Source organism: Rhizobium sp. CBN3, from assembly GCF_030518245.1.
Taxonomy (GTDB): Bacteria; Pseudomonadota; Alphaproteobacteria; order Rhizobiales; family Rhizobiaceae; genus Rhizobium; species Rhizobium aethiopicum_A.
Genome location: NZ_JAULSE010000001.1, coordinates 469,550 through 494,622, shown reverse-complemented (window position 1 = coordinate 494,622; position 25,073 = coordinate 469,550). Strand labels below are relative to the sequence as shown.

25 protein-coding genes are annotated in these 25,073 nt (G+C 60.7%); 14 read left to right on the top strand and 11 right to left on the bottom strand.

Annotated elements, in window-relative coordinates; genetic code table 11:
* The first annotated feature begins 32 nt into the window (after window positions 1–32).
* The 4 genes from pgeF (at window position 33) to QWJ46_RS02450 (ending at window position 3,946) form a co-directional block, all read left to right on the top strand.
* Window positions 33–827, top strand: a complete 795-nt coding sequence (pgeF, locus tag QWJ46_RS02465; protein WP_184454175.1) for a peptidoglycan editing factor PgeF — start codon at window positions 33–35, stop codon at window positions 825–827.
* A gap of 5 nt (window positions 828–832) precedes the next feature.
* Entirely contained in the window at window positions 833–1,984 is a 1,152-nt protein-coding gene (locus QWJ46_RS02460) for a Xaa-Pro peptidase family protein (protein WP_184454173.1), read from the top strand.
* A 102-nt stretch (window positions 1,985–2,086) separates the two neighbouring features.
* Entirely contained in the window at window positions 2,087–2,908 is an 822-nt protein-coding gene (locus QWJ46_RS02455; RefSeq protein ID WP_302748848.1) for a hypothetical protein, read from the top strand.
* Between the two features lie 105 nt (window positions 2,909–3,013).
* On the top strand, window positions 3,014–3,946 hold the full coding sequence (locus QWJ46_RS02450; RefSeq protein ID WP_184454169.1) for a ribose-phosphate pyrophosphokinase: 933 nt from the start codon (window positions 3,014–3,016) through the stop codon (window positions 3,944–3,946).
* Window positions 3,947–4,150: 204 nt separating this feature from the next.
* Here QWJ46_RS02450 and QWJ46_RS02445 read toward each other — a convergent pair whose 3' ends face one another.
* Complete coding sequence (locus QWJ46_RS02445) at window positions 4,151–5,695, bottom strand: hypothetical protein (RefSeq protein ID WP_302748847.1); 1,545 nt, start codon at window positions 5,693–5,695, stop codon at window positions 4,151–4,153.
* A 401-nt stretch (window positions 5,696–6,096) separates the two neighbouring features.
* On the opposite strand from QWJ46_RS02445, the gene QWJ46_RS02440 reads away from it, so the two are divergent.
* From QWJ46_RS02440 to QWJ46_RS02420, 5 genes are all read left to right on the top strand, one after another.
* Window positions 6,097–6,711, top strand: a complete 615-nt coding sequence (locus tag QWJ46_RS02440; RefSeq protein ID WP_085860135.1) for a 50S ribosomal protein L25/general stress protein Ctc — start codon at window positions 6,097–6,099, stop codon at window positions 6,709–6,711.
* Window positions 6,712–6,938: 227 nt separating this feature from the next.
* Entirely contained in the window at window positions 6,939–9,290 is a 2,352-nt protein-coding gene (locus tag QWJ46_RS02435; RefSeq protein WP_302748846.1) for an EAL domain-containing protein, read from the top strand.
* 24 nt (window positions 9,291–9,314) lie between these two features.
* Window positions 9,315–10,028 carry an ABC transporter substrate-binding protein gene (locus QWJ46_RS02430; protein ID WP_302748845.1) on the top strand — a complete coding sequence of 238 codons (714 nt, stop codon included), beginning with the start codon at window positions 9,315–9,317 and terminating at the stop codon, window positions 10,026–10,028.
* Between the two features lie 92 nt (window positions 10,029–10,120).
* Window positions 10,121–10,852 (top strand): aminoacyl-tRNA hydrolase, encoded by a 732-nt coding sequence (gene pth / locus QWJ46_RS02425; protein ID WP_302748844.1) that lies wholly within the window; start codon window positions 10,121–10,123, stop codon window positions 10,850–10,852.
* A complete protein-coding gene (locus QWJ46_RS02420; protein WP_302748843.1) occupies window positions 10,849–11,310 on the top strand; it encodes a GNAT family N-acetyltransferase in 462 nt (153 codons plus the stop codon). Before pth ends, QWJ46_RS02420 begins: the two co-directional genes overlap by 4 nt.
* 9 nt (window positions 11,311–11,319) lie before the next feature.
* On the opposite strand, the gene clpS is transcribed toward QWJ46_RS02420, so the two are convergent.
* From clpS to QWJ46_RS02405, 3 genes are all read right to left on the bottom strand, one after another.
* Complete coding sequence (gene clpS / locus QWJ46_RS02415; RefSeq protein ID WP_210630466.1) at window positions 11,320–11,631, bottom strand: ATP-dependent Clp protease adapter ClpS; 312 nt, start codon at window positions 11,629–11,631, stop codon at window positions 11,320–11,322.
* Window positions 11,632–11,722: 91 nt separating this feature from the next.
* A complete protein-coding gene (locus QWJ46_RS02410) occupies window positions 11,723–12,121 on the bottom strand; it encodes a type II toxin-antitoxin system VapC family toxin (RefSeq protein ID WP_302748842.1) in 399 nt (132 codons plus the stop codon).
* Window positions 12,111–12,389 carry an AbrB/MazE/SpoVT family DNA-binding domain-containing protein gene (locus QWJ46_RS02405; protein WP_302748841.1) on the bottom strand — a complete coding sequence of 93 codons (279 nt, stop codon included), beginning with the start codon at window positions 12,387–12,389 and terminating at the stop codon, window positions 12,111–12,113. Before QWJ46_RS02405 ends, QWJ46_RS02410 begins: the two co-directional genes overlap by 11 nt.
* A gap of 153 nt (window positions 12,390–12,542) precedes the next feature.
* Between QWJ46_RS02405 and ychF the strand changes: the two genes are divergently transcribed.
* Window positions 12,543–13,646 carry a redox-regulated ATPase YchF gene (gene ychF, locus QWJ46_RS02400; protein ID WP_184454151.1) on the top strand — a complete coding sequence of 368 codons (1,104 nt, stop codon included), beginning with the start codon at window positions 12,543–12,545 and terminating at the stop codon, window positions 13,644–13,646.
* A gap of 287 nt (window positions 13,647–13,933) precedes the next feature.
* Here the strand turns inward: ychF and QWJ46_RS02395 are convergent, their stop codons facing one another.
* Window positions 13,934–15,007 carry a hypothetical protein gene (locus QWJ46_RS02395; RefSeq protein ID WP_302748840.1) on the bottom strand — a complete coding sequence of 358 codons (1,074 nt, stop codon included), beginning with the start codon at window positions 15,005–15,007 and terminating at the stop codon, window positions 13,934–13,936.
* 192 nt (window positions 15,008–15,199) lie between these two features.
* Here QWJ46_RS02395 and QWJ46_RS02390 point away from each other — a divergent pair, with 192 nt between their 5' ends.
* Together QWJ46_RS02390 and QWJ46_RS02385 are read left to right on the top strand one after the other, a co-directional pair.
* Entirely contained in the window at window positions 15,200–15,691 is a 492-nt protein-coding gene (locus tag QWJ46_RS02390) for a MaoC family dehydratase (RefSeq protein WP_184454147.1), read from the top strand.
* Window positions 15,688–16,155, top strand: coding sequence for a MaoC family dehydratase (locus QWJ46_RS02385; protein ID WP_184454145.1), 468 nt, complete (start codon window positions 15,688–15,690; stop codon window positions 16,153–16,155). The genes QWJ46_RS02390 and QWJ46_RS02385 overlap by 4 nt, the downstream gene beginning before the upstream one ends.
* 18 nt (window positions 16,156–16,173) lie before the next feature.
* Here QWJ46_RS02385 and QWJ46_RS02380 read toward each other — a convergent pair whose 3' ends face one another.
* The 4 genes from QWJ46_RS02380 to petA all read right to left on the bottom strand — a co-directional run bounded on the left by QWJ46_RS02380 (window position 16,174) and on the right by petA (window position 19,615).
* Window positions 16,174–16,716, bottom strand: a complete 543-nt coding sequence (locus QWJ46_RS02380) for an adenine phosphoribosyltransferase (RefSeq protein WP_020921912.1) — start codon at window positions 16,714–16,716, stop codon at window positions 16,174–16,176.
* 115 nt (window positions 16,717–16,831) lie between these two features.
* Complete coding sequence (locus QWJ46_RS02375; protein WP_302748839.1) at window positions 16,832–17,716, bottom strand: cytochrome c1; 885 nt, start codon at window positions 17,714–17,716, stop codon at window positions 16,832–16,834.
* Between the two features lie 25 nt (window positions 17,717–17,741).
* Entirely contained in the window at window positions 17,742–19,022 is a 1,281-nt protein-coding gene (locus QWJ46_RS02370) for a cytochrome b N-terminal domain-containing protein (RefSeq protein ID WP_064804088.1), read from the bottom strand.
* A 14-nt stretch (window positions 19,023–19,036) separates the two neighbouring features.
* On the bottom strand, window positions 19,037–19,615 hold the full coding sequence (gene petA / locus QWJ46_RS02365) for a ubiquinol-cytochrome c reductase iron-sulfur subunit (RefSeq protein WP_011426278.1): 579 nt from the start codon (window positions 19,613–19,615) through the stop codon (window positions 19,037–19,039).
* A gap of 286 nt (window positions 19,616–19,901) precedes the next feature.
* Between petA and QWJ46_RS02360 the strand changes: the two genes are divergently transcribed.
* Window positions 19,902–20,834, top strand: a complete 933-nt coding sequence (locus QWJ46_RS02360) for an endonuclease/exonuclease/phosphatase family protein (RefSeq protein ID WP_184454140.1) — start codon at window positions 19,902–19,904, stop codon at window positions 20,832–20,834.
* Here QWJ46_RS02360 and QWJ46_RS02355 read toward each other — a convergent pair.
* Entirely contained in the window at window positions 20,790–22,703 is a 1,914-nt protein-coding gene (locus tag QWJ46_RS02355) for an ABC transporter ATP-binding protein (protein WP_302748838.1), read from the bottom strand. The two genes, QWJ46_RS02360 and QWJ46_RS02355, sit on opposite strands and share 45 nt — an antisense overlap.
* 161 nt (window positions 22,704–22,864) lie before the next feature.
* Here QWJ46_RS02355 and QWJ46_RS02350 point away from each other — a divergent pair, with 161 nt between their 5' ends.
* A complete protein-coding gene (locus QWJ46_RS02350; protein ID WP_184454136.1) occupies window positions 22,865–23,095 on the top strand; it encodes a CopG family transcriptional regulator in 231 nt (76 codons plus the stop codon).
* An 82-nt stretch (window positions 23,096–23,177) separates the two neighbouring features.
* Here the strand turns inward: QWJ46_RS02350 and QWJ46_RS02345 are convergent, their stop codons facing one another.
* Window positions 23,178–25,034: an ABC transporter ATP-binding protein gene (locus tag QWJ46_RS02345; protein WP_302748837.1), complete on the bottom strand. Its 1,857-nt coding sequence runs from the start codon at window positions 25,032–25,034 to the stop codon at window positions 23,178–23,180.
* Between the last annotated feature and the right edge of the window lie 39 nt (window positions 25,035–25,073).

Here is a 25,073-nt window from a genome sequence, read left to right as displayed (position 1 = left end):
AAACAAACCCCTCGAAAAACCCGGAATTACAGATGCAGGACGCGGCCTCTCCCGCACCGATCCAAAGCGCGCTGCTGAATGAAGCGACGGGCGGCACCATCCGCCACGGTTATTTCACCCGAGCGGGCGGTGTTTCCGAAGGAATCTATCGCGGTCTCAATGTCGGCCTCGGCTCCAACGACGAGCGCGGAAACGTCATGGAAAACCGCCGCCGCGTCGCCGCCTGGTTCGACCTGCCGCTCGAGCGGCTGGCAACCGTTCATCAGGTGCATTCGCCCGACGTCGTGACGATTGGCGCCGATTACGACGGCGCCCGGCCCGACGCGGACGCGATGGTGACCGCAGTTCCCGGCATCGCGCTTGGCGTGCTGGCCGCCGATTGCGGTCCGGTCCTCTTTGCCGACCCGGAAAATCGCGTCATCGGCGCCGCCCATGCCGGCTGGAAAGGCGCGCTGACCGGTGTTCTCGAAAACACCATTGCGGCCATGGAAGCCCTGAGGGCCGACCGCACCAGCATATTGGCCTGCCTCGGCCCCTCGATCAGTCAGGCGAGTTACGAGGTCGGGCCGGAATTCGTCGATCGGTTCGTCGCCGAAAATCCGGACTACGAACGCTTTTTCAAGCCGTCCGCAACGCCGGGCCGCGCCATGTTCGACCTGCCGGCGCTGACGATCGACAGGCTGACGCGGGCGGGTGTGCAGGCCGAAAACCTCGGGCTCTGCACCTATCCGGATAGCGAGCGCTTCTTTTCCTATCGCAGGACGACACATCGCAACGAGCCGGACTACGGCCGCCAGATTTCAGCGATATCAATCAGGGAGACTTGAGCAGAATGGCACTGCACTTCGAAAAGGCCGAGTACGCAAGCCGGCTTGCGCGCCTCACCGAAAAGATGAAGGAAGAAAAGCTCGACGCTCTGCTGCTCTTCGCCCAGGAAAGCATGTATTGGCTGACCGGCTATGACACCTTCGGCTACTGCTTTTTCCAGACGCTGATCGTCAAGAGCGACGGCACCATGGCGCTGATCACCCGCTCGGCTGATCTTCGCCAGGCCAAACACACGTCGATCCTCGACGACGTCCACATCTGGGTCGACAGGGTCAATGCCGATCCGACGCTCGACCTGAAGAACCTGCTGGTCGAGATGGATCTGCTCGGCGCACGCATCGGCGTCGAATATGATACGCACGGCATGACCGGCCGCATCGCCCGCCTGCTCGACGCGCAGTTGACCACTTTCGGCCAGATCGTCGACGCCTCCTATCTCGTCAGCCGTCTTCGTCTCGTCAAGAGCCCGACGGAGGTCGCCTATGTCGAGCGCGCTGCCGCTCTCGCCGACGACGCGCTCGACGCCGCAATCCGGCTGACGAAACCGGGCGCCGACGAGGCCGATATCCTCGCCGCCATGCAGGGTGCGATCTTTTCCGGCGGTGGCGATTATCCCGCCAACGAGTTCATCATCGGTTCTGCTGCCGACGCCCTGCTCTGCCGCTACAAGGCCGGCCGCCGCAAGCTCGACGCCAACGACCAGCTGACGCTCGAATGGGCCGGCACCTACGCGCATTACCATGCCGCGATGATGCGCACGATCGTCATCGGCGAGCCGATGCAACGCCATCGCGAGCTCTACAATGCCTGCCGCGAAACCATCGAGGCGATCGAGACCGTGCTGAAGCCCGGCCACACATTCGGTGACGTTTTCGACATGCATGCCAGGATCATGGACGAGCGTGGCCTCGCCCGCCACCGGCTGAATGCCTGCGGTTATTCGCTCGGCGCCCGCTTCTCGCCCTCCTGGATGGAGCACCAGATGTTCCATGTCGGCAATCCGCAGCCGATCGAGCCGAACATGTCGCTCTTCGTGCATATGATCATTGCCGATTCCGATACCGGCACGGCAATGACGCTCGGACAGACCTACCTGACGACGGCGGATGCGCCGCGCACACTTTCCCGTCATTCGCTCGATTTCATCGGCCTTTGAAGACCGGGACTGACCGGTGAGAATCCGGAATTGACAGAGGACCATGCCCGCCCGCATAAATCCGGGCGGGCTGATGCGATTGTGGGAAGGACGGATCACGGGATGACGCGAGCTGCGACTGTGCCCACGCTCCTGTTCGTCATGGCTCTGCTGACCGCTTGCAACACCACCGACGCGCTGACGCCGCAAGTCGGCATCGGCGAGCCCTCCGGAGGTCCGCCGTCAAGCCCGGTGACGCAAGGCGAGGCAGAACGTCTGGCTGGCGCCCGCCAGCCGGTTTTTGCCGGGAGCACGCAGCCGAGCGGCTATCATCCGGCCTATGATCAATCGCAAAGAACCTATCGACCCGGCAGCGGCGCGCCGCCGACGACGATGCAGGAGCAGGCAGACGCTCTGTCCAGAAACGGCTCCTCGCCCGCCGCCTCCGCTCCGATCGAGGGACAGGCGCTGCCGCCCGCTGCCGCCGGCGCCGGGACTCCAACACAGCCCGATCAGCGGCTTGACACGCAGCAACCGCAGCAGACCGCCGCCCTCACCCTCGGGACATCATCCGCGCGTGGCAATACCGTGCGCTTCCTGCCGATCATCGGGGCGCCGGTGCAAGCCGTGACTCCGCTCTCGCGCCAGCTCGGCGCCGAGGCGCGCGCCCACGGCCTGTCCATCAAGAGCTCGAACGATACGAGCAGTGATTACATCCTCAAAGGTTATCTCTCTGCCTTCAGTGACGACGGCAAGGTCACCGTGGTCTATGTCTGGGACGTTCTCGACGGCGGCGGCGCCCGCCTGCATCGCATCCAGGGGCAGGAAAGCGTACCGACGGCCGCCGCCGACCCCTGGGCGGGTGTCCCGGCTTCGGTGATGCAGCAGATCGCCTCGAAAACCATCGCGGAATTCACCTCCTGGCGGCAAACTCGGGGCGGTTAGTCACAAACTTTTTGCAAATATGAAAGTCTGTGGCGCCTTTGCCCTTGCATTCACGAGGAAGCTGACTAAAAAGCGCGGCTATCAGCGCATAACAGGCGGACCAAAATGAAGGTTTTCGCAGGCAATTCGAACCGGCAACTCGCCGAAGCGATCTGCAACTATCTCAATGTTCCTTTGGGAAGAGCCAGTGTCCGAAGGTTTGCCGACCAGGAAATCTTCGTGGAAATCCAGGAAAACGTGCGCGGCGAGGACGTCTTCCTCGTGCAGCCCACCGCCTTTCCCGCCAACGACCACCTGATGGAGCTGCTGATCATGATCGACGCGATGCGTCGTTCGTCGGCACGCCGCATCACCGCCGTTCTTCCCTATTTCGGCTATGCCCGTCAGGACCGCCGCGCATCCGGCCGCACGCCGATCTCGGCCAAGCTGGTTGCCAACCTCATCACCGAAGCCGGGGCCGACCGCGTCATGACGCTCGATCTCCATGCCGGTCAGATCCAGGGCTTCTTCGATATACCCACAGACAACCTCTTCGCCTTGCCCGTGCTGACGCGCGACATCAAGAGCCATTATGACCTCAGCAACGTCATGGTTGTCTCGCCCGACGTCGGCGGCGTGGTGCGCGCCCGCGCGCTCGCCAAGCGGCTGGACTGTCTTCTGGCTATCGTCGACAAGCGTCGCGATCGGCCGGGTGAATCCGAAGTCATGAACATCATCGGCGACGTCACCGGCAAGGACTGCCTGCTGATCGACGACATTGTCGATTCCGGCGGCACTCTCTGCAATGCGGCCGACGCGATGCTTGCCCAGGGCGCATCCAGCGTCACCGCCTATATCACGCACGGCGTTCTCTCGGGCGGCGCGGTCACCCGCGTCACCTCCTCGAAGCTGCGTGAACTCGTCATCACGGATTCGATCCAGCCGACAACGGCGGTGCTTTCAGCGCACAATATCCGCGTCGTGACGACGGCCCCGCTGATCGGCGAAGCCATCAGCCGCACGAGCCAGGAAGAGTCCGTCTCCAGCCTCTTCGATTAAAAAGCCTCTTCCGTCATGCTCGGCCTTGTGCCGAGCATCTGAACCCTTGGCAGCAAAGCGTTTATTTTCAGATATTTAATCGGCAGGAGCAGGTCCTCGGCACACAAGGCCGAGGATGACGTCACGGCTTTTGCAGTGGTTTGCCAGCAGCCTGAAGGCCGGCACAAGGCCGGCCTCTTTCATTCTGATTCCAACCGAGAACGTTCAAGGCTGCTGAGGTTGCGCAGGTAGTGCGTCCTGATCTTGGTCCGGTTCCTGCTGCTGGTCCGGCTCCAGCCCCTGATCCTGATCCGGACCATCCGGTCCCTTGATCTGTTGGCCATTGACCGCCACGGAACCATCGCGGCTGACGCTGACGTCCCAGCGCGAACGGCCATCCGGATCGGTCTTGGCAAAACCTTTCACCATCATGATGCCGAAGGAGACCTGGTTGAGATCGGGATCCGTCTTGGCAAGCTCCTGAACCGCCGCGATCGTCTTGTCGAGATCGCGGGCAAGGATCGTCGCCTCCATCGAATAATCCTTCTCGGTATCGACGCGACCTTCGATCTTGCCGATTATATCGACGTCATAGACCTGCGATTTGGCACTGATCTTCGGAAACTCGACGGCAAGCCGGCCATCGCGGAAGAGCTTCTTCGCCATCTCCTCGCCGGTCTTCTCGGACGCCGAATCCTTGAAATCCACCGCCATGAGGGCGTCGCCGAATCTTGCGAAATCCAGATTCGGAAGCGCGAGCTGGAAATCGAAGCTGGTCGGCACGAAGGCCGAATAGTTTGCCGGCATCAGCGGCGTGTCGAGGCTGATCTCCTGCGCATTCATGCCGAAGCCGAAACGCATGGCGTCACTCGGCCCCTCGATGGCGAGGTTGTAGCCGAATGCCTTGGCGCCGCCCTTGCCCATCTCGCTGCTGACGGTCAGGTCATTGACCCCGATCGTCTCGCTGAACAAAGTCAGAAGCGGGAAGGCTTCCTTCACTATTCCCTTTATCTTGTCGCTGTTTTCCGGACTCAATTCCTTCTCATCGAGATGGTCGAGCACGAAGAAGACCATCTCGCGAATCTGCTTGGCCGGCAGGCCGTTCACCTTGGCCCCGACATCGATCGAGCCGGCACGAAGTTCGATGGGTGGCATTTGCAGGCCGGAAACCTGCTCGACGAAATCAGACATCGAACCGCTGCCGGCGAAATCGATCCGTCCATTGCCGCCTGCGCTGTCGGTCGAACTCAGCGTCTGGTCCATGCTGGCGATGCTGGCATGGACCTCCTCGGTTTCGGTCTTGCTTGATATCTTGATGTCTTTGGCCGCGAAGGTGCCTGAGCGCAGATAGCTGATCGCCGGGTCGAAGACGCCGGAATAAACAAGCGACGCGATGGAATAGGTGAAATCCGTCGGCTTCTGGTCTGGACCCTTGAAATGGCCTGAGACATCGAGCTTGTTGTCGCCTTCGACGTTCCAGAGCCCACTGTCGAGCGGGGTGGCGAACATCGAAAACGGTGTCAGTCCTGTGATCGTAAACGTCGCCGGATCGGTCTTGGTAAGCAGCTTCGCCAGATCGTAGATGACCTCATAGCGCGTGCCGGCCGGATTGACGGTGATGAGGCCGCTTTTTGCCAAATCCTGCGGAAGCAGCTTCGTCAGGGTCTCCTTGACCGCATTGGCGCCCTCCTGGTTGATCTCCGCGCCCTCGGCCCCGGTGAAAAGGCAAAGGGCAAGCATACTCGTTGCCGTGACAAGTTTGAGACGCATAGTCTGGTTTTCTCCTCAGCCGCTTTTTGATTGCGGTCATCCAAAGATGCGAAGCGCGCCGATGTCAAGCCAAGTAGCGATAAGCACTGGCAATTTTGCCTTTGACCAGTGCATTTCACGAGTGATTTCAACAAGGTTCTCGCACTGGGATGGGTGCGGATTCAATCTGGGCGAGCTCGCTGTTCTCGATGATGGAGCGCCCTGGCGGAAGCCCCTCCATCGCCGAAAAACCGGCGCAATCGGCAACTTGCGTTTCCGAGCGACTTATACTATAGGCCACCGGTCCGCGTAGACACCCTTGGAGGCAACGCGGATGAGGATGGGAAAACCCGCCTCCGGTTCGATGGAACAAGGCTTTTGCCTGCCGCCGAACTCTCCAAATAACCTCGAAAGGAAAAGCCATGAGCCAGGAAACTTACGAGCTCAAGGCCGAGGCGCGCGAACGGGTTGGTAAGGGGTCCGCCCGTGAACTTCGCCGCAACGGTTTGATTCCCGCTGTCATCTATGGTGACAAGCAGGCCCCCATTGCCATCGCTATCAACACCAATGAGGTGACGAAGCGTATTCACGCCGGTGGCTTCATGACCACCGTAGCGACCATCGAAGTCGACGGCAAGAAGTACAAGGTTCTGCCGAAGGACTACCAGCTCGATCCGGTTCGCGACTTCACGCTGCATGTCGATTTCCTGCGCGTCTCCGGCAACACCCAGGTGACCGTCGAAATCCCGGTTCACTTCATCAATGAAGCGAAGTCTCCGGGCCTCAAGGTCGGCGGCGTTCTGAACATCGTCCGCCACGAAGTTGAAGTTCACTGCCCTGCCGATGCGATCCCGGAATTCTTCAACATCGACCTCAGCGGCAAGAAGATCGGCGACAGCATCCATATTTCGGAAGTCACCCTGCCGAAGGGCGTGAGCCCGGTCATCGACCGCGACTTCACGATCGCGACCATCGTCGCTCCGGCTGGCGGCGTCGACGAGAGCGGCGCGGAAGCTGAAGGCGAAGCCGAAGCCTGATCGCTTCGACCAATTGAGAGTATATGGCCCGCCTTACCGGTGAACTGGCTCCCGAAAGTCTAACTTTTCGAGAGCCGGGTCACGGGGAAGGCGGGCTTTTCATTGCCCGCCAAGCTTCCGTTTCAGCAACATTTAACATATTCGTGAAAGCATGGGCCGTCAGCTGCGAAGAAGCCGGCCCGAACGCGCGACAGCAAATATGCCGGCCTGGGGGAGTAGACGGAACCATGAACAATTCCGTTGAGAACAGGTTTTTTGGGATTGTTTGCGGAGCGCTGCTTGTTTTTGTCGCTCCGCTTTTTGTTCTCTTCCTTTTTCTTTCCTCGGAACGCGCCGATAAAGAAATACGTGACCATATCTCTGTTCTTCTTGTCGCCAACGCTCAGGCGCTGGCAAAACCGCTCTGGGACCTCGATGAGGAAAGCGTCACCCAGATCAGCGCGACGGTCGTTTCCCAAGGCGCCATCGTCAAGGTCGAGGTGCGTGATCAGTCGGGCCAGCTCGATGTCAGCCAATCCACCATTCCGCGTTCCTTTGACGGCAAGCTCGTGCAGGTGTCGCGTGCCATCATCTACAACACCGTCGACGGTCCGAAGAACCTCGGCAGCATCAGCGTCTATTATCCCGCCCTCGGACTGTTTTCCGGTCTGAAGCAGGAAGAGGTCGTCTTCATTTCGATCTTCATCTTCGCGGTTCTGACCGTTTTCGGCACAGCGCTGATCGGCAATCGATTCTTCGTCATCCAGCCGCTGATGCGTCTGACGGCGGCAATCGAGGCCACCCGGCAGCTCGGCTCGCGCCATCACGTCGACTGGCAGTCGAACGACGAGATGGGACGGCTTGCCCGCAGCTTCAACGAGATGCAAACCAAGCTCGAAAGCGAGGAGAAGGAGCTGAAGTTCGCCCATCGCCGCGCCACCGATATCTACAATCTGACGCCCGCCATGCTCTTCTCGCTCGATGAGGAAGACCGCATCACCGCCGTCAGCGAGTATTGGCTGCTTGCCACCGGATATAGCCGCGCCGACATCATCGGCCGCAATTTCGCAGATCTGGTGACGTCAAGCAGCCGCGATAAGTTCGTCAAGCGGCGCCAGGGCGAAAACGGCATGACGGTCACCGTCAAGTTCGTCTGCCTGGACGGCCGCACCATGGATATCCTCATCATGGAATCGGAAGCGGCCGCCGGCGCTGACGATCGCCTCTCGCTGTCCGTCATGACGGATGTGACCGAGCTCAAGGCTTCGGAGGACCGCAACCATCGCCAGGCAATCACCGACCATCTGACCGGCCTTCTCAACCGCCAAGGCTTCGAGGCGGTGCTCGATAACAAGATCGCAGCCGCAGACGCCGCCGGCCAGGAACTCGCCTGTCTCTTCGTCGATCTCGACCGTTTCAAGTGGATCAACGACAATATGGGGCACGCTGCCGGCGACACGGCGCTGATCGAACTCGTGGAGCGCCTGAAGACCCATCTTGCCCCCTCCGACGAGGCGGCCCGTCTGGGCGGCGACGAGTTCGCCATCCTGCTGCCGGCGAAGGACGCCGAAATACGCGCAAAAGCGATGTGCGAGCAGATCGCCTCGATCTTCGAAACGCCATTTGCCCCGGACATGCATCTGAGCGCGTCGATCGGCATCGCCATCTACCCACATCACGCCGCGACCGCGGCCGAGCTGCTGCAGAAATCCGACATGGCGATGTACGCCAAGAAACGGGACGGCAAGAACGGCGCACAGCTCTTCGACAAAGCCATGCTCGACCGCGCCCGCAGCCGCGCCGAAATCGAGGCCAATATCGAAGCCGGCCTCGTCGACAATTGGTTCGAAGCCTTCCTGCAGCCGATCGTCAATCTGAACGGCCGCGGCATTGCCGGGTTCGAGGCGCTGATGCGCCTCAACCATCCGCAGAAAGGTCTGATGCCGCCGGCCGAAATTATCAGCGTCGCCGAGGAGACGGGCAAGATCGTCCGCGTCGGCAACGTCATCATGGAAAAGGCGATTTCCAACCTCGCGAAAATCTCTCGCATATCGGGGATGCAGGATACCTACCTCGCCATCAACTTCTCGCCACTCCAGTTCGAGCCGGCACTGCCGGCCCGTCTAGCCGCGATCGTCGGTCGCCACGGCATCCGCCCCGAGCGTATCGTGGTCGAGATCACGGAAGCCGTGCTGATGCACGACAACCCGCAGATTCGCATGATCGTCACCGAGCTTCGTCGCTTCGGCTGCCGCATCGCGCTCGACGATTTCGGCACGGGCTACTCGTCGCTCAGCTACCTCAACCGTTTCCCTGTCGACATCATCAAGATCGACCAGTCCTTCACCCGCGCGAGCAACGACGGCGACGACGAGGTGCGCCAGAAGAGCCGCATGCTGATCGAAGGCATCACCACCCTGTCCCACAAGATGAACTGCACCGTCATCGCCGAGGGCATCGAGACGGAAGAGGAATGCCGCACGCTTCACCAGATGGGTCTGGACTATGGCCAGGGCTATCTCTTCCATCGTCCGCAGCACGCAGCCGCACTCATCGAGGAACTGATGGCTCCGCAGTCGGCCGTCGCGCGCGCCTCGTAAACGAAGAACGAAGGAGACGACACGATGAAAAAGCTCCTGCTTCTCGCATGTCTGGCGCTGCCATGCGCGGCCCACGCACAGACGGTTGCTTTCACGACCGAGGATTACGCCCCGTTCAACTATCGCGAAGGCAAAGAGATCAAGGGCGCGACGGTCGAGCAGGTCGAAAAGGTCATGGCTGCCATCGGCGTCGACTATACGATCGAAGTCATGCCTTGGGCCCGTGCTTTCAGCCTTGCCCGCACCGCACCGATGACATGTGTTTTCGCCACCGCCCACAACAGCGGGCGTGACCCATTGTTCAAATGGGTCGAGCCGCTGCTCATCGACCGAAACATCCTGATCACCCGCAAGGGTTCGGGCATCACCGCCAGCAATCTCGAAGAGGCAAAGAAATATACGATCGGCACCCAGCGCGAGGACTACACCGAGACGATCCTGAAGGAGAAGGGTTTCACCAAGCTGGACGTCGCCAGTGACTTCAACGCCACGCTGCGCAAGCTGCTCAGCGGTCGCATCGACATGATGCCGATCTCCGAACTCTATTACGATAAGCTGAAGGACGATCAGCCGGTGGAGATGGTGACGGTGCTCTCCGCTCAACCAATGGGCATCGCCTGCGAAAAGAGTTTTCCGAACGACCTGCTCGTCAAGATGCAGGCAGCGCTCGACAAGCTGATCGCCGACGGCAATCAGAAGCAGATTTTCCTGAAATACGGCATGGACCTGTCCGACTGATGCTGCCCGGCGGGCTGTTGCCCTTTCCGCTTGACTTTGCGCCCGTTTCCGGATGGTGAACATGGGCAAGCTTAAGCAAGGAAAGACAGGCCATGCTGATCATCGCGGGTCTTGGCAATCCCGGCGGCAAATACGCCGGCAATCGCCATAATATCGGCTTCATGGCCGTCGACGCCATTCATCGCCGCCACAGCTTCTCGCCCTGGTCGAAGAAATTCAAGGCCGAGATCGCCGAGGGCGAGCTTGGCGGCGAAAAGGTGCTGCTGATCAAGCCGCAGACCTATATGAACCTCTCCGGCGAGGCCGTCGGCGAGGCGATGCGTTTTTATAAGCTCCAGCCGGCGGACCTTGTCGCGATCTACGACGAGCTCGACCTTCCCCAGGGTAAGGCGCGGCTGAAGACCGGCGGCGGCCATGGCGGCCACAACGGCATCAAATCGTTGGACGCCCATTGCGGCAAGGAATACCGGCGGCTGCGCCTCGGCATCGGCCATCCCGGCGTCAAGGAAATGGTGCAAAACCATGTGCTCGGCGACTTCGCCAAGGCAGACAAAGCCTGGCTGGAGCCACTTCTCGATACGCTGGCCGACAATGCCGATATGCTGGTGCGAAACGAGGATTCACAGCTGATGAACAAGATCGCGCTGGCGCTCGGCGGCAAGCCCGACGAGGAAAAGCCGCGGAAGGAAAGCAAGGACAGCGAGAAGAAGCCGGCCGGCCAGTCGCATATCCGCCAGGCCCGCAACAACAACCAGCCAAAGCTGCCGGCCACCGGCCCGATGGCCGACATGCTGAAGAAGATGTTCGGCAACAAGGGGGAATGAGGCCGGTGCCGGACCAGGATTTTACCATCCGCAGTGCCGCTCCCGGCGATCTCGTGGGGCTGACCATCCTCTACCGGCATCTGAATCCGACCGATCCCATTCTCGACGGGACCATGGCCGAGGAGCGCTTTTCCGCCATTCTCGCCCAGCCCGGCATGATCGTATTCATCGGCTTTGCCGGCCCTCACGCCACCGCCACCGTCACACTGGTCGTCGTGCCGAACTTGACGCGCGGCGGCGCCTCTTATGCGCTGATCGAAAACGTCGTCACCCGCGCCGAGCACCGCCGGCGCGGCTATGCCGGCGCCGTCATCGGCCATGCGGTGAATGAGGCCTGGAAAGCCGGCTGCTATAAGGTGATGTTGCTCACCGGCTCGAAGAACCCGGCGACGCTGCGCTTCTACGAAAATTGCGGCTTTCTGCAGGACAAGACCGGCTATCAGATCCGCCGGCCGTGAGCTGAAAGGCTATTCCTCGGGCTCTGTGGTGAACATCAGCGGGAAACCCATCTCCTTGGCAAGGTCGATACCCTCCTTGGCCTTGGTCTCGGCAATGTCCTTGGCGCAGACCACGACCACGCAGGAGCCAAGCTTATGCGCCGTCATCATCACCCGATAGCCGGTCTCCTCGCTCATGCGGAAGACGACTTTCAGGATCACGATGACGAATTCGCGCGGCGTGTAATCGTCGTTGACGAGAATGACCTTGTAGAGCTTCGGCCTGTCCAGCTTCGGCTTCACCTTGGTCTTCGGTTTCAGGGCAACGTCATTGTCACTCATCGGAAAATCCACCCGTTGATGACATGAAAAGGCGGAAGAAACATCCGCCGGACTATATTGCACCGTCAGCACGGCAGTTCAATGACGGATATCACTCCGACGAGAGCAGGAGGCAGGCTCGCCCGGCGGTTTCGACGATGGCGGCAGCCTTCTTGTCGAAGGTCGCGAATACCTTCCCGCCAAGCCTGCGGCCTTCGAAGACGATGACGCCATCGGCGAAATCACCGCCGACATCGAGGAAGGACAATCCAGCCTCGACAGCTGCTCTGTCGTAGACGACCTTCCTGTCGGCTATCAGCAGCCGGATGGTCGCGGCGATCTCGGAGGCGCTTTTGCGATAAATCCGGCCGACGACCCAAACGAACTCGCAGAACGTCAGGTTGGAGACGAACAGCCGCTCAGCCTCGCGCATCAATATCCTTGCACGTTCCGTTTGCTTCGGATCGTCGTCGACGGCCGCCCGCACGAGCACATTCGTATCAACGATCATCGCCGATGCCGACCTCACCGGCCCAGCCCGCCTTTATGGCCTCATCGATTTCCTCGAGCGTCGCATGGATAGTGCCCTTGTTCTCGATACTTCCGAAGAAACTCTCGATGGAACCGCTGGCCGGCTTCGTTTTGACCGCAACGACCTCAAGCCTGCCGCCAGGTAGGAGATCGACGTCGATCTTGTCGCCGGGTCTGACCCCGAGGTGCCGAAGCACTTCTTTTCTCAAGGTGACCTGTCCTTTTGCCGTCACTGTCAAGGTTGTCATGCCAGCTATATCCTTTTCGCTGAAGGTAAGGCTAAACCGCCTTACCTTCAAGTCGGCCGGCCTTGCTTTTTCGATTCGTGCCGCAAACCCTTGACCCGAGCCGGTCATTCCCGCATAGGCAGGGCAAAGTTACCAATAGATATGGATCAAGCCATGGGCTTCAAATGCGGCATCGTCGGTCTGCCGAACGTCGGCAAATCGACCCTATTCAACGCGCTCACCAAGACGGCGGCCGCACAGGCTGCGAACTACCCGTTCTGCACTATCGAGCCGAACACCGGCGAAGTCGCCGTGCCCGATCCGCGCATGCGCAAACTCGCCGACGTCGCCAAGTCCAAGGAACTGATCCCGACCCGCATCTCCTTCGTCGATATCGCCGGCCTCGTCCGCGGCGCCTCGAAGGGCGAAGGTCTCGGCAACCAGTTCCTCGCCAATATCCGCGAAGTCGACGCCATCGTGCACGTGTTGCGTTGCTTCGAAGACAGCGACATCACCCATGTCGAGGGCCGTATCAATCCTGTCGCCGATGCCGAGACGATCGAGACCGAGCTGATGCTCGCCGATCTCGAGAGCCTGGAGCGCCGAACCGAGCAGACGCGCAAGCGCGCCACCGGCAAGGACAAGGAGTCGATGGCGATGCTGCCGATCATGGAAGCCTCGCTGAAGCTGCTCAACGAAGGCAAGCCGGTGCGCACGCTGCTGTCGACGCTCGATGCCGAGGAGATCGCTATCCTCAAGGGCCTCAACCTCCTCACCTCGCATCCGGTGCTCTATGTCTGCAACGTCGCAGAAGGCGATGCCTCGACCGGCAACGAATTCACCGCCGCCGTCGCCGCCATGGCGAAGGAGCAGGGTGCCGAAACCGTCATCATCTCGGCGGCGATCGAAGCTGAGGTCGCCCAGCTTGCCGAAGAGGAAGCCAAGGAATTCCTCTCTGCCCTCGGCCTTGACGAGGCCGGCCTCGACCGGCTGATCCGCGCCGGCTACAAGCTGCTGCACCTCATCACCTATTTCACCGTCGGTCCGAAAGAAACGCGCGCCTGGACGATCGAACGCGGCACCAAGGCGCCGCAGGCCGCCGGCGTCATCCACTCGGATTTCGAACGCGGCTTCATCCGCGCCAACACCATCGCCTACGACGATTACATCAAGTACAATGGCGAAGTGGGCGCCAAGGATGCCGGCAAGGCGCGCGACGAAGGCAAGGAATATGTCGTCCAGGACGGCGACGTCATCCACTTCCGTTTCAACACCTGATCAAATCGCTGCCGCCCTAGAGCTTTTCCGGGTTAGATTGAAGCATTCTGCCGGAGCAGGTTTTCGTCAGGGCAAAGGCGATTGGCGACGGGCATACCCCCAGGTACGTCCGAGCCGATCGCCTTTGATCCTGGCGGAAACATGCCCGGCCCTTCGGGTTGGCTGAAACGGGCCGGCTGATCGACCGGCCGGCTTGGCCGTAGAGCTTGGCTACGACGCGCGCCAGCCGGTCGACCATCCGACTCCGTTTGAGCCAACAGAATGATTCAATCTAACCCGGAAAAGCTCTAACCAGGCGGCAGCCTGTTTGCGATTGCCGGAGGCAGTGCCCTGAGCACCAGCCGGCGAAGCGGCATCCAGCCCGTTCCGATAATGAGCACGATCGCGCCGACGACGATCAGCGTCGTGAAGATGTAGGTATCGACAGTCGCATTTCCCTTCCGAACGACGCTGAAGATCGCAACGCCGAGAGACAGCAGCCCCGACGTGACGAAGGCGCGACGATCGATGACGAGGCCGATCAGCATCAGCGCCGCCACAGTCGCGACGACCACAGGCGTCCGGGCCGACATGTTCGCCAGGTCGAAAATACGGCCGGCTTCCCCGAACGACAGCAGGGAGACGGCACTGTAGAGCAGCGCCGGCGCCGCGCCGAGGTGCAGCCAGAAGGCGATATCCGAACGCGTCGTCCGCCGCAGTCGGTCGCCGAGGTCAAAATATAGCGCCGTCGCGAACAGGCCGAGCGCGCAGAGGAAAGCGACCGCGGCCAGCACGCCAAGATGATCGACGAAAAACGCGGGATTGCCGCTTAGCCATTGCACCAGGCGCAAAAGCAGCGTGAGCACCAAGGCAAGCGTCGACATGATAGTGAGCGCCAGCGACAACGGCACGCGATAGAGGGCATAATAGACGCAGAGCAGGATCGGAAAGCCGGCGACGAACTCCGTCAGATCCGCCCCAATTTCGGAGGTCCATGGCGTGAAGACGCGGGACATCAGCAAAAATGTCCAGCAGAACAGCGCGATCGTCAGGCTGACAGCCGGCAAGGCGAGCCGCTGGCGGCGCACCAGGATTTCCGAAAGCACGATGATAGCGACCGGCACGGCGTAAAGCGGCGCCAGGCCCCAGAGGCCGACGAGCGCGACGATAACACCGATGGTGATCAGCACGTCGTGAAAGCCGCGCACGAAGCGCGGCGTCTCGGTGTCCGACCAGGCCTGCTCCTCGGCTGCGACTGCCTTCTGCGTCTCAACGACAGACACGCCACGCTCGGTCAGAAACGGCAGAAGCCGCCCGCCCGCTTCCGACGAAATCAGCCCCTGGCGCGCCGCCTCGTCAAGTATCGACCTCAGTTCCGTCATACCGGATTATCTCCCGGGAATCATTGAGCCCGCGCGGATGCTATTGTAAGCACTAGAGCATGATGCCGAAAAGTGTAAGCGGTTTTCGGACGACATCATGCGCTAACTCTTTAATGTAGAACAGGATTCAGATTTTAGGGCGACCGGCCTAAAAACATCCTGTTCTAGGCGCTTGATATGGCGGAGGAGAGAATGCCGGCAGAAAAGCTGTCTTTCGAGGATTTTGAACCCGGCCGCCGTTTCGCCCTCGGCCCGAAACTGGTGCTCACCGAAGAAATCATCGAGTTCGCCAGCGAATTCGACCCGCAGCCGATGCATCTCGACGAAGGCGCCGGCCGCGCCAGCATCCTCGGCGGGCTTGCCGCCTCCGGCTGGCATACCTCGGCAATGCTCATGCGCATGATGGCAGACAGCTACGTGCTGAACGCGCTTTGCGAGGGTGCGCCGGGCATCGATCTGATGGAATGGCGAAAGCCGGTGCTTGCAGGCGATACGCTGCAGGGCCATTCGACCGTTCTCGAAGCCCGGCCGATGCGCTCGCGCCCCGGCATGGGCATCGTCAAATTCCGCCACGCGGTGGAAAACCAGCGCGGCGAACTCGTCTGCCTCTCGGAGAATTCCGTGATGATTCGCATGCGCCTCACTCCGGAGGATGCCAACGTGAGCTCGGAGCCGTCATCATGAGAATGTCCGAGCTTTACGCCGTTGGTCAGAAAGCCGAGATCGGCAGCTACACCTTCACCGAGGAAAACATCATCCGCTTCGCAACCCGTCACGATCCGCAGCGTTTTCACGTCGACAAGGAAGCCGCGAAAGACACGCTCTTCGGCGGGCTTTGTGCCTCGGGCTGGCATACCACGGCCGCCTGGATGCGGACCTTCCTCGCCTTCTGGCAAAAGCAAAGCGTCATTCTCGCCGAAAAGGGGCTGACGGCGCCCAAGCTCGGCCCCTCGCCCGGCTTCCAGAAACTGCAATGGCTGCGGCCGGTCTTTGCTGGCGACGTCGTGACCTATTCCGTCGCCTTCCTGTCCAGCCGACCACTCGCATCGCGGCCGGGCTGGCACCTCAACACCATCCTCTGCGAGGGCGTCAATCAGAACGGCGATCCCGTCATGCGCTTCGAAAGCGGCGTCCTGGAATTCGACTGACGCCGTCGCAATGCAGGCTCAATGCCCGGAGAATTCGACCAGCGTGTGTACGACGACGCCGAGCTCTTCCAGCTTCCTGCGGCCGCCAAGGTCGGGCAGGTCGATGACGAAGCAGGCACCGACCACCTCCGCGCCGATCTGGCGCAGAAGCTGCGTCGCACCCACGGCCGTGCCGCCGGTGGCGATGAGATCATCGACCAGGATCACCTTCTCGCCGGGCTGGACCGCATCGCGATGCATCTCCATTTCGTCGACGCCATATTCCAGGCTGTAGGCAATGCGCACGGTGTCGTGCGGCAACTTGCCCTTCTTGCGGATCGGTACGAAGCCCGAGGAAAGCTGGTGCGCCACCGCACCGCCGAGGATGAAGCCGCGCGCCTCCATGCCGGCGATCTTGTCGACCTTCGTGCCGGCATAGGGTTGCACCAGTTCATCGACCGCCCGGCGGAAAGCACGGGGGTTGCCGAGCAGCGTGGTGATGTCGCGGAAGATGATGCCGGGATTGGGATAGTCGGGGATGGAGCGAATGCTGGCTGCGAGCTCCGAAATTGTATTGCCCATGGAACGTCCGTATTTGCGAGCGCATAAAACCGGCCGCACCCTATCAATTGCCGAGGGTGGAACCAACAAAAAAGGCGGCTCGCAAGCCGCCTTTTCGAATTCAGGCACGGAACGCTTAACGTTCCTTGTTGGCGTAAACCGAGCGCTTCGTCAGGTAGATCAGCACGGTAAAGATCGCCAGGAACACCATCACCATGAAGCCGGTGCGCTTGCGCTCCTCGAGATGCGGTTCGGCGGCCCACATCAGGAAGGCGGAAACGTCCTTGGCGTATTGGTCGACGGTTGCCGGCGCGCCGTCGTCATAAGTTACCTGGCCGTCGGAAAGCGGTTTCGGCATGGCGAGAACGGCGGCAGCATGGAAATACGGGTTATAATGCGCGCCCTGCGCCACCTGGAAGCCGGCTGGCGGCTCTTCATAGCCGGTCAGCAGCGAGTAGATGTAGTCCGGGCCGCTTTCCTGATACTGCGTAAAGATGTCGAAGACGAATTGCGGGAAGCCGCGCTCGACTTCACGGGCCTTGGCGATCAGCGAAAAATCAGGCGGAGCCGCACCGTTGTTGGACGCGGCCGCGGCTTCAGCATTAGCGAAGGGCGATGGGAAATGATCCGAAGGGACTGCCTTGCGGGTGAACATTTCGCCGGCCGAGTCCGGCCCGTCCTGAACTTCGTAATTAGCCGAGAATGCCTTCACCTGTGCCTCGGAATAACCGAGTTCGTCGAGCGTGCGGAAAGGCACGAGGCTCATCGAATGGCAGGCAGAACAGACTTCCGTGTAGACCTTGAGGCCGCGCTGGAGCTGAGCCTTGTCGTAGTGGCCAAAGGGGCCGGCAAAGCTCCATTCCTGCTCCTTTGGCTCCTTTAGCGGATAGTGCGGCGTTGCGCCTTCCTCGTGATGCGCGGGAGCTGCACCATTCGCGGGCGTCGCTTCCTCGGCGAAAGCGGCGCTGCCAAGAAGAGCGGCGACGGCAAGCGGCAGAATGCTTGCAACAAGCGTTTTCATAGTTCTATTCCCTTCCGTCGCTCGCTTACGCATTGGCCGCCGCGGTGGCGCCAGTGGTCTTGTTGCGCTTTTCAAGCACCGCTTCAGTGATCGAGTTCGGGATGCGGCGCGGCGTTTCCACCAGACCCAGAACTGGCATCGCGACCAGGAAGAAGGCGAAGTAGAGAAGCGTGCAGATCTGCGACACGATGACGTAGCTGCCTTCCGCCGGCTGCGAACCGAGCCAGCCGAGGATGATCGCGTTGAGCACGAACAGCCAGAAGAACAGCTTGTACCAGGGACGATAGACCGCCGAGCGGACCTTTGAGGTGTCAAGCCACGGCAGGAAGAAGAGCACGATGATCGCGCCGAACATCACGAGGACGCCACCAAGTTTGGAGTCGATCGGTCCGATGTTGAAGGTGATCGAACGCAGCATCGCGTAGAACGGCAGGAAGTACCATTCGGGAACGATGTGGGCAGGCGTCTTCAACGGATCGGCCGGGATATAGTTATCGGCGTGACCGAGGAAGTTCGGCAGGTAGAAGACGAAATAGGCATAAACGAGCAGGAAGACGGAGACGCCGAGGGCGTCCTTCATCGTCGCATAAGGCGTGAAACGCACCGTGTCGGTCTTCGTCTTGACCTCGACGCCGGTCGGGTTGGTCTGGCCTGTGACGTGCAGCGCCCAGATATGCAGGACGACGACGCCGGCGATCATGAAAGGCAGCAGGTAATGCAGCGAGAAGAAGCGGTTCAGCGTCGGCTGATCGACGGCAAAGCCGCCAAGCAGGAACTGCTGCACCCATTCGCCGACCAGAGGGAAGGCCGAGAAGAAACCGGTGATGACGGTCGCGCCCCAGAAAGACATCTGCCCCCAGGGCAGGACGTAGCCCATGAAGCCCGTCGCCATCATCAGCAGGTAGATGACCACGCCGAGGATCCAGAGGATTTCGCGCGGCGCCTTGTAGGAGCCATAATAGAGGCCCCGGGCAATGTGCAGGTAGACGGCGACGAAGAAGAAGGAGGCGCCGTTGGCATGCAGGTAGCGCAGCAGCCAGCCGTGGTTGACGTCGCGCATGATCTTTTCAACGGAGTTGAAAGCGATCGTCGTGTCGGCGGCATAGTGCATGGCGAGCACGACACCCGTCAGGATCTGCACGATCAGCATGACGGAAAGCATCGCGCCGAAGGTATAGGCATAGTTCAGGTTTCTGGGAACCGGATATGCCACGAAGCTGTCATAGACCATGCGCGGCAGCGGCAGGCGCGCATCGACCCATTTTTCGAAGCCGGTTGATGGTTCGTAGCTGGAATGGCCACTCATAAATCAGTCTCCCCTCAACCGATCTTGATTTTGGTATCGGACACAAATGAAAAGGTCGGAATCGCCAGGTTCTGCGGCGCAGGGCCTTTGCGAATGCGGCCGGCCGTGTCGTAGACTGAGCCATGGCAGGGACAGAACCAACCATTGTACTCACCGGCCTGACCGAGCGGAACGCAACCGAGATGGGTGCAGGTGCCGATCATGACGATCCAGTTTTCCTTGTCCTTGCCGCCCGAACGGTCAACACCGGTTGCCTGCGCTTCAGGCGGAAGGTTCGCATTGCGCGCGATCGGATCCTTGAGATCCGCCAGCGGAACATCGGCTGCCGCCTTCACTTCCTCCGGTGTGCGGTTGCGGATAAAGATCGGCTTGCCGCGCCACTTGACCGTCAGTGACATGCCGGGCTCGAGGCTCGCGACATCGACTTCGATGGAGGCCAGCGCCAGCGTCGATGCATCCGGACGCATCTGGTCGATGAACGGCCATGCGACAGCAACAGCGCCGACAGCGCCCGCCATACCAGTGGTGAGATAAAGGAAATCACGGCGAGTGGGCTCTGCTGAAGCCTCGCTTGTCGTTACGTGTTCGCTCACGGCTTAACCATCCTCTGCGCAATTATCGCGGAATTCCGCCCCGCCCCCTCTGCTGGCGAATCGATCTGGACACATTTCGGCCATAGATTCCCCAGCAATCCGGCGCGTTCTAAGCTTGATCGCAAATTATGTCCAGCCTTGACAAGGGGATGAGGGCACAATGTCGCGGGAAATTTCAGATGAATTTTTTACGGCAAACCCCCGCTTGCCCCTATGTTGCATTGCAACAAAAAAGCCGCCGTGTTAGGCGCAACCGCAACGATGCCAGCCAGCCGGACCCGAGCGGATGAGAGACACGATCTTTTGCGTAATGAGCGTTCTCACAACTCTCGTCATCGCCATTATCTCGCTGCGCTATGTCAAAGATTTCTATCTGCTTTCTCTTTTTTACAGCTTCCAGATCCATCTGGCGGCGGCCGCAGCAGTGGCCTCCGGCATAGCCCTCCTCTTCAAGCGGCATTGGTACGCGCTGCTGACACTCGGCGCATCGATGGTTCTCGTCGTCCACGGCATCGTGATGACGCGTGAATTCGTCGAGCCTGCGGTAGACGAGAGCCGCCCTGCTCTCTTCAAGCTGATGTCCTTTAATATAGAGAACGACAATTTCGCAAACGGCGCTGATATCGCCGACATGGCGATCGGCTCGGGGGCCGACGTCGTCAACATCCTCGAAGCCGAACCGGTTCTGTCCGAATTACCGCGACTGCTGAAGACCTACCCCTATTATGTCGGCTGCGGCGTCGGCATGGAGCAATGCGATACGCTCGTCCTGTCGAAGCGCCCGCTGATCGAACCTCGCATCCGCAGCCTTGGCCTGCTGTGGCGCAACCGCCTGACGATCTCGACGATCGATTTTGACGGCCAGAAGGTCAACTTCCTCGCCGCGCACCTGACCAAACCTTATTATGACGAATTCCACGGCCTGGAAGTCGAAGATCTCGCCGAGATTATCCCTTCGCTGCCGGGACCACTCGTGCTTGCCGGTGATTTCAATACGTCGATTCTGGCGCCGGATGTGCAGTATCTCATGCGCAGCCAGGGCTTGGGCACAGCATCGCTGGAGCCTGCGACATGGCCGATCGCCGCCGGCCCCTTCGGCATTTCGATCGATCACGTCTTCAGCAAAGCGCCCCTGCGGCTGAAATCGGTCCGCCGCATCGAGAACAGTTTCGGATCAAACCATTTTGGCCTCGTGGCGGAATTCGTCCTCGATCCTTGAGTCTGCATCCTCGTCGGCCGCGAGGAAGCCGCCGGATTGGCGAGCCCAAAGCTCGGCATAGAGCCCGCCGCGGCGAAGCAGCTCGTCGTGGCTACCCTCCTCGATGATCCGGCCGAGATCGACGACGATCAGCCGGTCGAGCGCGGCGATCGTCGACAGCCGATGGGCGATCGCGAGCACTGTCTTACCCTCCATGATCCGATGGAGATTGGACTGGATCGCTTCCTCCACTTCCGAATCGAGCGCCGACGTCGCTTCGTCGAGAACCAGGATCGGCGCGTCCTTCAGCATGACTCGCGCGATGGCGATGCGCTGCCGCTGCCCGCCCGACAGTTTGACGCCGCGTTCGCCGACATGCGCATCGAAACCTCTGCGGCCCTGCTGATCCTGCAGGCGGGCAATGAAGTCGATGGCCTCGGCGCGTCGGGCCGCCTCGACCAGCCGCTCCTCGCCGGCATCCGGCCGTCCGAAGAGTATATTGTCGCGCACGGAACGATGCAGCAGCGACGTATCCTGGCTGACGACGCCGATCTGCATCCTGAGCGATTCCTGGGTCACCGTCGATATATCCTGACCGTCAACCAGGATGCGGCCTTCCCGGATGTCGTAGAGACGCAGCAGCAGGTTCATCAGCGTTGATTTGCCGGCGCCCGAACGCCCGACGATTCCGACCTTCTCGCCCGGACGGATGGTCAGGGAGAAATTCTCGACGACGGGCTGCTGACCCTTGCCATAGCGGAAGGAGACATTATCGAAGCGAATGCCGGGATGGCGGATCGTCAGGCTCGTCGCATCGGGCCGATCGACGAGCCCGAGCGGCTGGGAAATCAGTTCCGCAGAATTCTGGATGGTGCCGAGATTGCGCATGATGCCGTTGAACTGCGTCATCAGCCTGCCGAGCAGGAAATTCAGCCGGAGCACCAGCGCCAGCGAAAATGCCACCGCGCCGGAACTGATCAAGCCGCGCAGCCAGAGATCGACGCTCAAGCCCGCCATAGTCACGATCATCAGGCCGGAGAGCAGCGCCATGGAGGCCCTCACACCGGTGATGAACCGCGTGAAGCGCAGCACCGTGTCCTGATAGATATCGAAACCTTGGCGCATGTAGCGATCGCTCTCTTCATCGCGTGCGAACAGCTTCAGCGTCTGCATATTGCTGTAGGAGTCGACCATCCGGCCGTTCAGCATCGATCCGGCCTCCGCCGTTTCGCGGGAATGATGGCGGATCCGCGGGACGAAGTGGCGGGCAAGCAGGCTGAAGGCGCCGAGCCAGAACAGCACGACGGCGGCGAGTGTAAAGTCCAGTCGGGCGACGAGCACCAGCGTCGTTACCGCATAAATTCCGACAAACCAGACGCTTTCCATCAGCGAGGTGACGAGATCGCCGGTTGCCTGGCCGGCAGACCAGACCTTGGTGACGATACGCCCGGAGAAATCGCTCTGAAAGAACGACAATGATTGCCTTGAGACGTGGAGATAAGATTGCCAACGTGCTAGATTGTAGAAGCCCGGCGTGATCACCTGCTGATCGACGAGAGCAATCATGAAGGCGACGACGAAGCGCACGAGCCCGATGAGAGCGAGCATGCCGAACAGCTCGCCGCCATGAGCCGCGAGAAGACCGCTCCAGCCGACGCCGGGCTTAATGCTGGCGAGAATATCGACGAGGCGTCCGACGAACCAGAAGAGTGCCGCCTCGATTGCTGCCGACGTGCCGCCGAGAATGAGCATGGCGATGAACGGCGTCTTCGCCTGGCCGATGTAGAACCAGATGAAACCGAGCGTCGCACGCGGCGGCTGCAAGTTGTCGCGCGGACGGAATGGATCGATCCATGTTTCGAACAGGCGGAAGACGGGTCGCAGGAACATGGAAGCGATATAGGCGGATTGAGGGTGGCGGCAAAGGGAATGGAAAGCGGACGCAACCTAATATTTTGGTAATAAACGATAACATCGGCGGCATCGCCATTGATTGCCCCCGAAGCCGTCGCAATCTGACGATAGGATCGCGCTTCACCGGAGAGAAGGTCATGGAAACGAAAATGCTCGATGCGCATATTCCGCTTCCGCTTGCAGAAAGGTTGGATGCCCTGGCTCTCGACCTGGCGCTGCCGCGCGATGAGATCGTCATCAAGGCTATCGCCGCCTGGCTCGACAGCGAGGAACGCCGCCGCATCGTGGCACTGCGCACGATCGCAGCCGCCAACACCATCGTTGTCGTCGAACATGACCGCGTGATCGACTGGGCCGACAGTCTTTGAAAGCACGCCGGCCCGACCGCAGCCGGTCAAATCATCGCAATCATGAAAATGCCCTCCCCGCTCACGCCGGGAGGGTCGATTTTTATTCCGCGGCCTCTTCCGCCTCCTCGGCGTGATCGGAGAGGAAGCCGCCGGACTGGCGGTTCCAGAGGTCGGCATAGATGCCGCCATTTTCGATCAGTTCGCCGTGCGAGCCGGCCTCGATGATCCGGCCCTTGTCGAGCACGATCAGCCGGTCCATCTCCGTCAGCGTCGAAAGCCGGTGGGCGATCGCGATCACCGTCTTGCCTTCCATCAGGGCGAACAGATTTTCCTGGATCGCCGCCTCGACTTCGGAATCGAGTGCCGAGGTCGCCTCGTCGAGCACCAGGATCGGCGCGTCCTTCAGAAAGACGCGGGCGATGGCGATCCGCTGCCGCTGACCACCGGACAGCTTGACGCCGCGTTCGCCCACCTGTGCGTCGAGCCCCTGGCGGCCCTGCATGTCGACTAGCCCTTCGATGAACTCCCAGGCGTTGGCGCGTTTGGCGGCTTCGATCACTTCGGCGTCGCTCGCCTCCGGCCGGCCATAGGCGATGTTGTCGCGGATCGAGCGGTGCAGCAGCGACGTGTCCTGCGTCACCACGCCGATCAGCGAGCGCAGGCTTTCCTGCGAGACGCCTGATATATCCTGCCCGTCGATGGTAATGCGGCCGGCCTCCAGGTCATAGAAGCGCAGCAGCAGGTTCATCAGCGTCGTCTTGCCGGCGCCGGAACGACCAACCAGACCCACCTTCTCGCCGGCCTTGATGTAGAGCGACAGATTGTCGATGACGTCTTTGCCCTTGCCGTAGTGGAAGCGGATGCGATCGTAATGGATCGCCCCCTTCTTCGCCGTCATGTCAGGCGCATTCGGCTTGTCGACGATGTCATGCTGCTTGCTCATCATTTCCATGCCGTCATAGACCGTGCCGATGTTCTCGAACAGCGCCGAGACTTCCCACATGATCCATTGCGACATGCCGTTGACGCGCATGGCAAGACCGATGGCGATGGCGATCGCGCCGACCGAGATCGCCCCGTTCAACCAAAACCAGATCGACAAGCCCGAGACGACGAAGAGCGCGACGCAGTTGTTGAGATAGACGCTGATGTGGAAGAGCGTCACTTTGCGCATCTGCTTGTGCACGGTTTGCAGGAACTCGTCCATGCCCTCCCTCGCATAGACCTCCTCACGGCCCGCATGCGAGAAAAGCTTGACGGTGGCGATATTCGTATAGCTGTCGACCACGCGCCCCGTCATCATCGAGCGCGCATCCGCCTGCGTCGCCGCAATCTTGCGAAGCCGCGGCACGAAATAAGAGACGATGCTGACATAGACGGAGAGCCAGACGAGGATCGGGATCATCAGCCGCCAGTCGGCCGCCGCAATCACGATGATCATCGTCAGGAAATAGCTGACGACATAGACGAAGACGTCGAGGATCTTCATGACCGTTTCGCGCACGGCAAGCGAGGTCTGCATCACCTTGGTCGCGACGCGCCCGGCAAATTCGTTGGCGAAGAACGTCATGCTGTGGCGCAGCAGGAAGCGGTGCATCTGCCAGCGCGCCATCATCGGATAATTGCCGAGCAGCATCTGATGCATGATGAGGGAATCGAGCCCAGCCGCCAGCGGCAGGCCCACAAGCACCAGCGCCGCCATCCAGAACAGCTTGTGGCCTTCAGTCTGCAGGAAAGTGGCGCGATCGGCATTGGTCAGCCAGTCGACGATGTCGCCGAGGAACTGGAAGAGCGCCACTTCGCCGACGGCGATCAGCGACGTCAGCACGGCCATCAGGCCGAGCCAGGGTGCTGCCGGCTTGCTATAATGCCAGCAGAAGGCAAAGAGACCTTTCGGGGGCGCAACGGGCTCCTCGCTCGGAAAGGGATTGAGTCGCTGTTCGAACCAGCCAAACATGAAATTGCTCCGAAACATCACGTTCCGGCTCCTGGCTTC